Annotated in this window: 9 protein-coding genes; 2 read left to right on the forward strand and 7 right to left on the reverse strand. The window is 71.2% G+C overall.

Translation table 11 applies throughout. The features are described 5' to 3' along the window. Nucleotides 1–32 precede the first annotated feature (32 nt). Both OG875_RS11100 and OG875_RS11105 read right to left on the reverse strand, forming a co-directional pair. A complete protein-coding gene (locus OG875_RS11100; RefSeq protein WP_330174068.1) occupies nucleotides 33–2,030 on the reverse strand; it encodes a serine/threonine-protein kinase in 1,998 nt (665 codons plus the stop codon). A gap of 416 nt (nucleotides 2,031–2,446) precedes the next feature. Then, nucleotides 2,447–4,153 carry a glycerol-3-phosphate dehydrogenase/oxidase gene (locus tag OG875_RS11105; protein ID WP_330174069.1) on the reverse strand — a complete coding sequence of 569 codons (1,707 nt, stop codon included), beginning with the start codon at nucleotides 4,151–4,153 and terminating at the stop codon, nucleotides 2,447–2,449. Between the two features lie 256 nt (nucleotides 4,154–4,409). Between OG875_RS11105 and OG875_RS11110 the strand changes: the two genes are divergently transcribed. Continuing rightward, the gene (locus tag OG875_RS11110) at nucleotides 4,410–5,672 is read left to right on the forward strand and encodes a nucleotide sugar dehydrogenase (protein WP_330174070.1); all 1,263 of its coding nucleotides are present in this window, start codon (nucleotides 4,410–4,412) and stop codon (nucleotides 5,670–5,672) included. A 159-nt stretch (nucleotides 5,673–5,831) separates the two neighbouring features. After that, complete coding sequence (locus OG875_RS11115) at nucleotides 5,832–6,425, forward strand: hypothetical protein (protein WP_330174071.1); 594 nt, start codon at nucleotides 5,832–5,834, stop codon at nucleotides 6,423–6,425. Nucleotides 6,426–6,558: 133 nt separating this feature from the next. Here the strand turns inward: OG875_RS11115 and nadE are convergent, their stop codons facing one another. From nadE to OG875_RS11140, 5 genes are all read right to left on the reverse strand, one after another. Beyond that, nucleotides 6,559–7,401 carry an ammonia-dependent NAD(+) synthetase gene (gene nadE, locus OG875_RS11120; RefSeq protein ID WP_330174072.1) on the reverse strand — a complete coding sequence of 281 codons (843 nt, stop codon included), beginning with the start codon at nucleotides 7,399–7,401 and terminating at the stop codon, nucleotides 6,559–6,561. Nucleotides 7,402–7,600: 199 nt separating this feature from the next. Continuing rightward, nucleotides 7,601–8,725 (reverse strand): GuaB3 family IMP dehydrogenase-related protein, encoded by a 1,125-nt coding sequence (locus OG875_RS11125; RefSeq protein WP_330174073.1) that lies wholly within the window; start codon nucleotides 8,723–8,725, stop codon nucleotides 7,601–7,603. 120 nt (nucleotides 8,726–8,845) lie between these two features. Further along, the gene (gene guaB / locus OG875_RS11130) at nucleotides 8,846–10,348 is read right to left on the reverse strand and encodes an IMP dehydrogenase (RefSeq protein ID WP_330174074.1); all 1,503 of its coding nucleotides are present in this window, start codon (nucleotides 10,346–10,348) and stop codon (nucleotides 8,846–8,848) included. Nucleotides 10,349–10,534: 186 nt separating this feature from the next. Beyond that, entirely contained in the window at nucleotides 10,535–11,110 is a 576-nt protein-coding gene (locus OG875_RS11135; RefSeq protein WP_330174075.1) for a sigma-70 family RNA polymerase sigma factor, read from the reverse strand. Between the two features lie 313 nt (nucleotides 11,111–11,423). Continuing rightward, nucleotides 11,424–12,035 carry a response regulator transcription factor gene (locus OG875_RS11140; protein ID WP_003948568.1) on the reverse strand — a complete coding sequence of 204 codons (612 nt, stop codon included), beginning with the start codon at nucleotides 12,033–12,035 and terminating at the stop codon, nucleotides 11,424–11,426. Nucleotides 12,036–12,322 lie beyond the last annotated feature (287 nt).

A 12,322-nucleotide genomic window follows, 5' to 3' on the forward strand; every position in this document is an offset into this window, starting at 1 on the left:
CCGTTCGTTACGCCCTGCCTCCGCGCCCGCCGTCAGCCGGTCGGCTTGAAAGTGCTGTAAGCCGTCTCACGGAGCGTCCGGCACTCGTCGTCGTCCCACTCGGCCGCCTCACAGGTGATCATGATGGCGTAGCCGTGGCTGGAGTCGACCTTGAAGCCCCGGTTCTGCACCCGCACCCGTTCGCCGCTCTGATCGCGTTCGAACACCCAGTCGGCGACCGTCGGATAGCCGTTGTACTCCACCGAATCCAGGCTCAGGCGCTTGTAGTTGCCGAGGCTTCCCTTTATCTGGGCTTCGAGCCCTTCCCAGGCGCGCTTGGCGTCGTCGGTCGGGTTGGTGCTGAAGTCGACCTGGATACGGGGGAATCCGCCGTCCTCGCTGTAGATGGCGCCCGAGTTCTGGCCCGCCGTACCGGTACGGCGGAAGTCGTCCGGCATCGCCATGGAGAAGCGGAACTGCTTGTCGGTGACCGTCTTGAAGTCGTCCGGCACGCCCTTGCCGTCCGGTCCCGAACCGGAGCCGGAGCCCGAATCCCCGCTGCCCGTACCGGAGTTGTCCGTACCGGAGCTCTTGTCGGCCGACGGGCCGTCGGACGGCTCGCCGGCGCCGCCGTCGGCGGGATCCTGCGGTTTGTCCTGGCCCGCGGTGTCGCCGGTGCCGCTCTTGCTGTCGTCCCCGGCGGTGCTCCCGGCGGACGTGGCGGGATCGTCCTTGGCCGCGCCGCCCTTGTCGTCCGAACCGCCGTTGAGCGCGACCACGAGGACCACGGAGAGGATCGCCAGCAGGACGACCCCGGCGACGATCATCAGGGTGCGGCGCGGGACGACGTCGGCGAGCGAGGCCCGCGTCGCCGTGGTCCGCGCGGTGCCCCCGTCGGGGGTACCGGCGCCGACGGACGGGGACGCGGTGACCACTCCCGCGCCCGCGGTGCCCGCGCCGGACGCCGCGGCGGCGCCCTTCGTCCGGCCCGCCGCGGCGCCCGCCGCGGCGGCGCCCCGGTTCACGGCGGCTTCCTCGGTCCTGCTCCTGGGCACCTTCGGCCGGTCCCCGGACTCCGGTTCGAGCGGCGGGAGCGCCACGACACGCGTCGCGTCGAGAGCGGGCTCCGGTCCCGGGGAGTCGGGGGCGTCGACGACGCCCTGGAGCAGGGCCCGCGCGCCCGCGTCGTCCAGCCGCAGCGCCGGGTCCTTGGCCAGCAGGCCGTAGATGACCTCTTCCAGCGGGCCCGCGTTCTTCGGCGGGTCGAGCGGTTCGGTCATGACGGCCGTGAGGGTCGCGATGGCCGACCCCTTGTCGTACGGAGGGCAGCCCTCGACCGACGCGTAGAGCAGTCCGCCCAGCGACCAGAGGTCGGCGGCCGGGCCGGGCTTCTTGCCACGGGCGCGCTCGGGCGAGATGTACGAGGGGGCGCCGACGAGCATGCCGGTCGAGGTGACCGACGGGTCGCCCTCCACCTGCGCGATGCCGAAGTCGGTGAGCACGACCCGGCCGTCCTCGGCGATCAGCACGTTGGACGGCTTCACGTCGCGGTGCAGGATGCCCTCGCGGTGTGCCGAGCGCAGTACGTCCAGGATCGCCAGCCCGACCTCGGCGGCGCGCCGGGGGGTGAGCACCCCGTCCTCACGCACGGCCTCGGCGAGGGACTTGCCCTCGATCAGTTCCATGACGATCCAGGGGCGGTCGTCCTCGTCCACGACGTCGTAGACCGTGACCGCCCCGTTGTTGCGGATACGGGCGATCGCCTTGGCCTCGCGCAGGGTGCGCGTGATCAGACGGCGCTTCTCGTCCTCGTCGATGCTGCTGGGGAAGCGCAGTTCCTTGACGGCGACCGTACGGCCGAGTGTCTCGTCGACGGCCCGCCAGACCGTGCCCATGCCGCCCCGGCCGAGCACGTCACCGAGCCGGTACCGTCCGGCCAGCAGCCGGCCCTCGGCCTTTGCCTCAGCCTCCACCTCGACCTGGCGCTCCGTGTCGTCCGCGTCGTTCCCGGGGTCCCGCGCCGTGTCCCGCGACTGCTCCGCCTCCGCCATGCGTCCCCTCTGCGATCCCTGGTGTCCGCCTGCGCCCGGCATCCGTCGCACTGCCGAATGCCCGCCCGTCGGGCGAACGACGCCAGTCTGACGACATGCCCTGACGCCTGCCCGCGCGCGGCGCGGTAACGCGCCCTGACAGAGCCTTCATTGTCCCTCACTCCGGGGCATGCGATGCTCCCGGGTCGTCGATCCGGCGGGACGACGGCCCGAGCGGGCGCGGGCGCGGGGCCGTTGGGCGGGGTACGGCCGAACGGACCGCAGGTCAGAACCCAGTTCGTATCTCGAACTGGGGCGCCCGAAACCTGGCCGCGAAGCCGCGCACCGGGCGCCCCACCCGCCTCAATTCGCCCTGGAATCACACCAGAACGTCCCACGCCCCGGCGGATCCACCGACGGGATCCCCCGCGCGCCTTCTACAGAGGCACGATGTCCGGGGCCCCGAGCCGCGCCGCGTCCGCCGTCAGGTCGTCCGGCTGACGCTGCGACTCGCGCTCCGCCTCCACCCGCTTGCGGTAGTGCTCGACCTCCTTGTCGACCTGGTCCCGGTCCCAGCCGAGCACCGGCGCCATCAGCTCGGCGCACTCGCGGGCGCTGAGCGTGCCCCGGTCGAACGTCTCGATCGAGATCCGGGTGCGCCGGGTCAGGACATCGTCCAGATGCCGTGCCCCCTCGTGCGACGCCGCGTAGACGATCTCGGCCCGCAGATAGTCCTCGGCCGCGCCGAGCGGCTCGCCGAGGCGCGGATCGGCGGCGATCAGCTCCAGCACCTCCTCGACCATCGCGCCGTAGCGGTTGAGCAGATGCTCCACGCGCACCACATGCAGTCCGGTGCGCGCGGCGATCCCCGCGCGCGCGTTCCACAGGGCGCGGTAGCCCTCGGCGCCGAGCAGTGGGGTGTCCTCCGTCACGCACGCCGCCACCCGCTGGTCGAGACCGTGCACCGCCTCGTCCACCGCGTCCTTCGCCATGACCCGGTACGTCGTGTACTTGCCGCCCGCGACGACGACCATGCCCGGCACCGGATGCGCCACGGTGTGCTCGCGCGACAGCTTGCTCGTCGCGTCGGACTCGCCGGCCAGCAGCGGGCGCAGCCCGGCGTACACGCCCTCCACGTCGTCACGCGTCAGCGGGACGGCCAGGACCTCGTTGACGTGTTGCAGGAGGTAGTCGATGTCCGCGCTGGAGGCGGCCGGGTGCGCCTTGTCGAGGTCCCAGTCGGTGTCGGTCGTGCCGACGATCCAGTGCCGGCCCCAGGGGATGACGAACAGCACCGACTTCTCGGTCCGCAGGATCAGTCCGGTCGAGGAGTGGATGCGGTCCTTGGGGACGACCAGGTGGATGCCCTTGGAGGCCCGGACGTGGAACTGTCCGCGCTCACCGATCAGCGCCTGGGTGTCGTCCGTCCACACCCCCGTCGCGTTGACGATCTGCTTGGCCCGGATCTCGTACTCACCCGCGGCGTCCACGTCCCGCACCCGGGCCCCGACGACCCGCTCGCCCTCGCGCAGGAAGCCGACCACACGGGCGCGGCTGGCGACATGCGCCCCGTAGCTCGCCGCCGTACGCACGAGGGTGGCCACATAGCGCGCGTCGTCCATCTGGGCGTCGTAGTACTGAAGCGCTCCGACCAGGGCGTCCTTCTTGAGCGCCGGGGCCACCCGCAGCGCGTTCCGGCGGGAGAGATGCCGGTGCGTCGGCAGGCCCCGGCCGTGGCCCGCCGAGACCGACATCGCGTCGTACAGCGCGACGCCCGATCCCGCGTAGAGCCGCTCCCATCCCTTGTGCCGCAACGGATAGAGGAACGGAACGGGCTTCACCAGGTGCGGGGCCAGCCGCTCCAGCAGCAGCCCGCGCTCCTTCAGTGCCTCCCTGACCAGCCCGAAGTCGAGCATCTCCAGATAGCGCAGGCCGCCGTGGATCAGCTTGCTCGACCGGCTCGACGTGCCCGACGCCCAGTCGCGCGCCTCCACGAGCCCGGTCGAGAGGCCGCGGGTGACGGCGTCGAGCGCCGTCCCGGCGCCGACCACCCCCGCGCCCACGACCAGCACGTCCAGTTCACGCTCGGCCATCTCCGCCAGAGCCGTGGCGCGCTCCTCGGGTCCCAGTGTCGCTGTCCTCACCGCTGCCTCCCGTCGCCCCCGTGTTGTTCGGGCTATTCGATTCTGTCCGCCCTCACCGACTTCAGCCACCGGCTGTGGACAACACCGGACGACAGACGAATCCGGTCCGCCAAATCCACCGACTTGCCCCGTATTGCACGGCCATGTAATGACGCATATCGGTCATATTTACGCCTAGTCTGACATTGCGCTCGCTCGTTCTGTCCACACGGGTTGCGCTCTCTGTCGCCTCCGGTTATGGGAAAGGACGGCCCACATGCCCGCAGACCTCGCCGTCATCGGACTCGGCCATCTCGGCCTGCCCCTCGCCCAGGCCGCCGTGGCGGCCGGCATCGAGACCGTCGGCTACGACACCGACCCCCGGCCCGTCGCCGAACTGGCCGCCGGCCGCACCCCCGTCGACGGCTCGCTCGCCGCCTCCGAGGTGCGCCGGATGCTGGCCGGCGGCTTCCGGCCCACCACCAACCCGACCGAGCTGGGCCGGGTCCGCACCGCCGTCATCTGCGCCCCCACCCCCCTGGGCCCCGACCGGACACTCGACCTCACCGCCGTCGGCGAGGCCGCCCGCGCCCTGGCCGCCCGGCTGCGCCCGCACACCACCGTGCTCCTCGAATCCCCGGCGGGCCCCGGCACCACGGAAGGGTTCCTGCGCACCATCCTGGAGGAGGGCTCCGGCCTGCGCGCCGGACGCGACTTCCACCTCGCCTACTCCCCCAGCCGTCTCGACCCCGGCCGCCGCACCCACGGCCACCACAACACCCCCAAGGTGATCGGCGGACTCACCCCGGCCTGCACCGAGTCGGCCGCCGCCTTCTACGGACGCCTCACCGACAAGGTCGTCCGCGCGCGCGGACCGCGCGAGGCCGAGACCGTCAAACTCCTCGAAACCAACTTCCGGCACGTCAACATCGCGCTCGTCAACGAGATGGCCGTCCTCTGCCACGACCTCGGCGTCGACCTCTGGGACGTCATCCGCTGCGCCGAGACCAAGCCGTTCGGCTTCCAGGCGTTCCGCCCCGGCCCCGGCGTCGGCGGCCACGGCGTCCCCATGGACCCCAGCTACCTCCCGCACGCCGGGCGCACCCCCGGCCACCCGCTGCGGATGGTCGGCCTCGCCCAGGAGATCAACACCCGGATGCCGCAGTACGTGATCCAGCGCTGCGCCACCCTCCTCAACGAGCACGGCAAGTCCGCGCGCGGCGCCCGCGTCCTGCTGCTCGGCGTCACGTACAAGCAGGACCACGCCGACCAGGAGAGCTCACCGGCCACCGAGATCGCCCGCCGGCTGATGGACCTGGGCGCGGCCGTCAGCTATCACGATCCGCACGTCCCCGACTGGCGCGTCCGCGAGCTGCCGGTGCCGCGCGCCGACTCTCTTTACGAGGCCGCCGCGCACGCGGATCTGACGGTGCTGCTCCAGCACCACCGGACGTACGACCTCCAAGGGCTCGCCGTGAAGGCGCAGTTGCTGCTCGACACGCGGGGAGCGAGCCCGGCGGGCGCGGCACACCGGCTCTGACGGCGCGGACGGGAAGGACGGCGGGGCCACCGAGGACGGCCGGCAACCGGTGCGCCGCTTGGCCACAGCCGGGCAATTGCCTACTGCGGTGTCGTAGCGGACTGCTATGGTCCAGGGCGCTCGTACAACGGTGCGGGCATTCCTGGGGGGATTTCTCAAATGAGCCAGTCTGTTCCGCCGCCCGGCAACCCGTTCGGCGGCGATTCCGTGCCGCCCGCCTCCGGCAACGCGCCCGTTTCCGGCAACCCGTACGCGAGCGGCCCCGTACCGCCGTCTTCCGGCAACCCCTTCGCCGGTGGCCCCGCCGCCCCCGCCTCCGGCAACCCGTTCGCGCCCGCGCCGCCGCCCGCGCCGGTCCGGAACAACCTCGCTCTGGGTCTGGGAGCCGCGGTGGTCACCGCGATCGTCGCCGCCGCGATCTACGGCGGTATCGCCGGTGCCATCGAGAGCGAGATCGGTTTCGCCGCCATCGGCGTCGGTTTCCTCATCGGCCTGGTCGCCGGCAAGGTCGGCGGGCGCAACCCGATCCTCGCCGTGGCCAGCGCCGTCCTCGCCCTGGGCGCCGTCTACCTGGGCCAGATCTTCGGCATCGCGATCATCGGGTCCGACGAGCTGGGTGTGCCCGTGACGGACATGCTCTTCGACAACTTCGGCCTGCTGACCGAGGCGTGGAACATGGGCAAGGAAGCGATGACGTTCCTGTTCTTCGCCCTCGCCGGGTTCGCGGCGTTCTCGGCGGCGAAGAAAGCCTGACCCGTCCGGCCGGGGCACCCCGCCCCGGCCGCCCCCGGTCCGTCACCGGTACGAACGCCGACATCGACACGGACATAGACACGAAACGGCGGGTGTCCGTACGGACCGGGCAGCCGGACCGGCGCTCGGCCGGTCAGCTCCGCCACCAGTCGTCCAGCGGGGTGACCGGCACGGTCCGCTTGTGCCGGGTCGCCAGGAAGACCGACTCCAGCCTGGCCGCCACCTCCGGAGTGACGCCGGCGCCCTCCAGATAGTCGTCGATCTCGGCGTACGTCAGCCCGAGCGCCACCTCGTCCGGCAGCGCGGGCCGGTCGTCCTCCAGATCGGCGGTCGGCACCTTCTCCCAGACACTGGACGGAGCGCCCAACTCCCGTAGCAGGGAAGCACCCTGACGCTTCGTCAGTCCGGTCAGCGGTGTGAGGTCGACACCCCCGTCGCCGTATTTGGTGAAGAACCCGGTCACCGCCTCCGCCGCGTGGTCCGTCCCCACGACGAGCAGTCCCAGCTGACCGGCGACCGCGTACTGGATCACCATCCGCTCACGGGCCTTGATGTTGCCCCGGACGAAATCCCGCAGCCGGGACTCGTCCCCCAGCAGTTCCCGCACACCGCGGGCCGCCTCGGCGGCGACGGCGTCCGCGCCCGGCTTGACGTTCACCTCGATCGAGCGGTCCGGCCGGACGAACTCCAGCGCGATCCGCGCGTCGTCCTCGTCGGCCTGGACGCCGTACGGCAGCCGTACCGCGACGAAGGTCGCCTCGTGCCCCTCGGCACGCAGTTCCTCCGCGGCGAGCTGGCAGAGCCGCCCCGTCAGGGTGCTGTCCTGACCGCCGCTGATCCCCAGCACATAGCCGGTGGCCGGGGTCGACCGCAGAAAGTCCTTGAGGAAGCCGACCCGTCGCCGGATCTCCGCCCCCGGCTCGATGACCGCCCTGACGCCGAGTTCCGCCTGTATCCGTTCGCGTAGATTCGCCACGCGCGCCACTGTACTGACCGCGCTCCGACCGGTCGCCGGGGCCCGGAAACAGGGAGCAGGGAGCAGGAGACAGTGAGCCCGCATGCACGGAGCCCGAATCCCGGGAGCCCCGAGACACTGCGCCGGGCACACGGAAACGCCCCGGACCCGTGTCCGGTTGGTTCCACAACCACGGGTCCGGGGCGTCGCGTGCGTGCGCTCAGCGGCTGTGCTGCGAGTCCGCGACCGTCACCTCGACGCGCTGGAACTCCTTGAGCTCGCTGTAACCCGTCGTCGCCATCGCCCTCTTGAGCGCGCCGAAGAAGTTCATCGACCCGTCGGGGCTGTGCGAGGGCCCGGTCAGGACCTCCTCGGTCGTACCGACCACACCCAGGTCCACCAGCTTGCCGCGCGGCACGTCCTCGTGGACGGCCTCCATGCCCCAGTGGTGCCCGTTGCCCGGCGCGTCGCTCGCCCGCGCCAGCGGGGAGCCCATCATCACCGCGTCGGCACCGCACGCCACGGCCTTCGGCAGGTCGCCGGACCAGCCCACCCCGCCGTCGGCGATCACATGCACGTACCGCCCGCCGGACTCGTCCATGTAGTCCCGCCTGGCGGCGGCCACGTCCGCGACGGCCGTCGCCATCGGCACCTGGATACCCAGCACGTTACGGGTGGTGTGCGCGGCGCCGCCGCCGAAGCCGACCAGCACCCCGGCCGCGCCCGTGCGCATCAGGTGCAGCGACGCGGTGTACGTGGCGCAGCCGCCGACGATGACCGGGACGTCCAGTTCGTAGATGAACTGCTTGAGGTTCAGCGGCTCGGCCGCGCCCGAGACATGCTCGGCGGAGACCGTCGTGCCCCGGATGACGAAGATGTCGACCCCGGCGTCCACGACGGCCTTGGAGAACTGCGCGGTGCGCTGCGGCGAGAGCGCGGCGGCCGTGACCACGCCCGAGTCGCGCACCTCCTTGATACGCCGCCCGATCAGCTCCTCCTGGATCGGCGCGGCGTAGATCTCCTGGAGCCTGCGGTTGGCCGTCGCCCCGTCCAGCCCGGCGATCTCGTCCAGCAGGGGCTGCGGGTCCTCGTAACGGGTCCACAGTCCTTCGAGGTTGAGCACACCGAGACCGCCCAGCTCACCGATGCGGATCGCCGTCGCCGGCGACACGATGGAGTCCATGGGGGCGGCCAGGAAGGGCAGTTCGAAGCGGTAGGCGTCGATCTGCCAGGCGATCGAGACCTCCTTCGGGTCGCGGGTGCGCCGGCTGGGGACGACGGCGATGTCGTCGAAGGCGTACGCCCGGCGTCCGCGCTTGCCGCGGCCGATCTCGATCTCAGTCACGATGTGTGGCCTTTCCTCTGCGTCTGCCGGTCCAGTATCCCCGAACCGTCCCGGCACGCCCGTGAGGGGCGGTCCCGAAAGCTGTCGGGACCGCCCCTCACGGGCGTGCGGGAGGCCGTGTCAGCGCCGGGTGTAGTTCGGCGCCTCGACCGTCATCTGGATGTCGTGCGGGTGGCTCTCCTTGAGACCGGCGGAGGTGATCCGTACGAAACGGCCGTTCTCCTGGAGCTCCGGAACGGTGCGCCCGCCGACGTAGAACATCGACTGCCGCAGGCCGCCGGTCAGTTGGTGCACGACCGAGGAGAGCGGGCCCCGGTACGGCACCTGGCCCTCGATGCCCTCGGGCACCAGCTTCTCGTCGGACGCCACGCCCTCCTGGAAATACCGGTCCTTGGAGAACGAGCGCTGGTCGCCACGGCTCTGCATGGCGCCCAGCGAGCCCATGCCTCGGTACGACTTGAACTGTTTGCCGTTGATGAACATCAGCTCGCCCGGCGACTCCTCGCAGCCCGCGAGCAGCGAGCCGAGCATCACCGTGTCGGCGCCCGCGACCAGGGCCTTGGCGATGTCGCCGCTGTACTGGAGGCCGCCGTCGCCGATGACCGGGACGCCCGCCGCCTTGGCGGCCAGCGCCGCCTCGTAGATCGCGGTGACCTGCGGGACGCCGATACCGGCGACGACGCGGGTCGTACAGATGGAACCGGGGCCCACACCGACCTTGATGCCGTCGACACCGGCGTCGATCAGCGCCTGCGCGCCGTCGCGGGTGGCGATGTTGCCGCCGACGACATCGACGGAGCCGTTCGACTTGATCTTCGAGACCATGTCGCCGACGAGCCGCGAGTGGCCGTGGGCGGTGTCGACCACGATGAAGTCGACGCCCGCCTCGATGAGGGCCTGGGCGCGCTCGTACGCGTCCCCGGCGACACCGACGGCCGCGCCGACGATCAGCCGGCCCTCGCCGTCCTTGGCGGCGTTCGGGTACTTCTCCGCCTTGACGAAGTCCTTGACCGTGATGAGGCCCTTGAGCAGACCCGCGTCGTCCACCAGCGGCAGCTTCTCGATCTTGTGCCGGCGCAGCAGCTCCATGGCGTCCACGCCGGAGATGCCGACCTTGCCGGTGACCAGCGGCATCGGCGTCATGACCTCGCGCACCTGGCGCGTACGGTCCGACTCGAAGGCCATGTCACGGTTGGTGACGATGCCGAGCAGCTTGCCCGCGCGGTCGGTGACCGGGACGCCGCTGATCCGGAACTTGGCGCAGAGCCGGTCCGCCTCGCCGAGCGTCGCGTCGGGGTTGACCGTGATCGGGTCGGTGACCATGCCGGACTCGGAGCGCTTCACGAGGTCGACCTGGTTGGCCTGGTCGGCGATGGAGAGATTGCGGTGCAGGACGCCCGCGCCGCCCTGCCGCGCCATGGCGATGGCCATGCGCGCCTCGGTGACCTTGTCCATCGCCGCCGACAGCAGCGGGATGTTCACCTTGACGTTCTTCGAGAGGTACGAGGAGGTGTCGATCTCGTCGGGCGCCATGTCGGACGCGCCCGGGAGCAGCAGCACGTCGTCGTATGTCAGCCCGAGCGTCGCGAACTTCCCGGGCACTCCGTCGACGTTTGCAGTCATGACACCTTCCCCAATGGCCTTGCTCGGTGCGGACGCCCATGCTAACGGGAAGCGGGGGCGTCTGATTCCACGCTCCGGACGCCCGGCCGGTACGCCTGCCCCGGGCGCCCGCCGCGGATGCCGGGCGCCTGCCGCTCGGGACGTCTGCCGCTCGATACTGCCCGGGACGTCTACTGCCCGGGACGTCTACTGCTCGGCCAGCGCGCGCAGTCTGCTGAGCGCGCGGTGCTGTGCGACCCGTACGGCGCCGGGCGACATGCCCAGCATCTGCCCGGTCTCCTCGGCGGTCAGCCCGACCGCGACCCGCAGCACCAGCAGCTCGCGCTGGTTGTCGGGGAGGTTGGCGAGGAGTTTCTTGGCCCACTCGGCGTCGCTGCTGAGCAGTGCGCGCTCCTCGGGACCGAGGGAGTCGTCGGGCCGTTCGGGCATCTCGTCCGAGGGCACCGCCGTGGAGCCCGGGTGCCGCATGGCCGCCCGCTGGAGATCGGCGACCTTGTGCGCGGCGATGGCGAAGACGAACGCCTCGAAGGGGCGCCCCGTGTCCTTGTAGCGCGGCAGCGCCATCAGTACGGCGACGCAGACCTCCTGCGCGAGGTCCTCCACGAAGTGGCGGGCGTCGCCGGGCAGTCGGTTGAGCCGGGTGCGGCAGTAGCGCAGCGCGAGAGGGTGCACCCGGGCCAGAAGATCGTGCGTGGCCTGCCCGTCCCCCTCGACGGCACGATGAACGAGCGCACCGATCACCGTGGTCTCGTCATCGCGCATCGGACCATGGTGCCCCGATGGCCTTCGATCCGTGGCACCGCGTTCGTAGTTGTGCACCGAAGCGTTATGAGCAGGTGCGCCGGAACTCATCTCTGGCGCCCTCCTCTTCCGCTCGACCGACTCGTCCCCGAGGAACTCCACAACTCAAGGATGCGGCATCGGGCGGGAAACTGTGGCGTACGGGCGCCGCCGGCCCGTTCCGCCGCCCCGTCCGCCGCAGGGCGGACGGGGTTCCGCGACGGTCCGGAGGAGTTGCCCGTACGGCTCCGACCAGGGCCGACCCGGGGCGCGCGGCCCTGTCCGGCGGACAGGCCTAGCGGACGAGACCCCAGCGGAATCCGAGGGCCACGGCGTGCGCGCGGTCCGAGGCGCCGAGCTTCTTGAACAGCCGGCGGGCGTGGGTCTTGACCGTGTCCTCGGAGAGGAACAGCTCACGCCCGATCTCCGCGTTCGACCGCCCGTGGCTCATGCCTTCGAGCACCTGGATCTCCCGCGCGGTGAGCGTCGGCGCGGCGCCCATCTCGGCCGACCGCAGCCGGCGCGGGGCGAGCCGCCACGTGGGGTCGGCGAGCGCCTGCGTCACCGTCGCGCGAAGCTCCGCGCGGGACGCGTCCTTGTGCAGATAGCCGCGGGCACCGGCGGCGACCGCGAGTGCGACACCGTCCAGGTCCTCGGCGACCGTGAGCATGATGATCCGGGCGCCCGGATCGGCGGACAGCAGCCGCCGGACGGTCTCGACACCGCCCAGACCGGGCATGCGTACGTCCATCAGAATCAGATCCGAGCGGTCGGCGCCCCAGCGGCGGAGGACTTCCTCACCGTTGGCCGCGGTCGTCACGCGCTCGACGCCGGGCACGGTCGCAACCGCGCGGCGCAGCGCCTCTCGGGCAAGCGGGGAGTCGTCGCAGACGAGGACGGATGTCATGGCCGCCCTCCGCAGCTGATGCGCGTCACCTTGAGCCTCCAGGCTGAGTACATGTGTTCACCTGTGCGATTGACGCCATCGGGCATGTGCCCGATCGCCAGTTCCTTCAACCGCCTCGACCACTCAACGACGGTCACTCGAAAGAGTTACGGGTCAGGAATCGCTCTCGGCACTCTACGTGAGGGTGCGGACACAGAGCAGAGCCTCGCAGGTCATCGTGCGATCACTCTGTGCCATGCCCCATTTAGCGCCTTTTCCGAGCTTTAGCTAGTGTCTGTAGCTAAATT

Source organism: Streptomyces sp. NBC_01498, from assembly GCF_036327775.1.
In the GTDB taxonomy this organism is placed as follows: domain Bacteria; phylum Actinomycetota; class Actinomycetes; order Streptomycetales; family Streptomycetaceae; genus Streptomyces.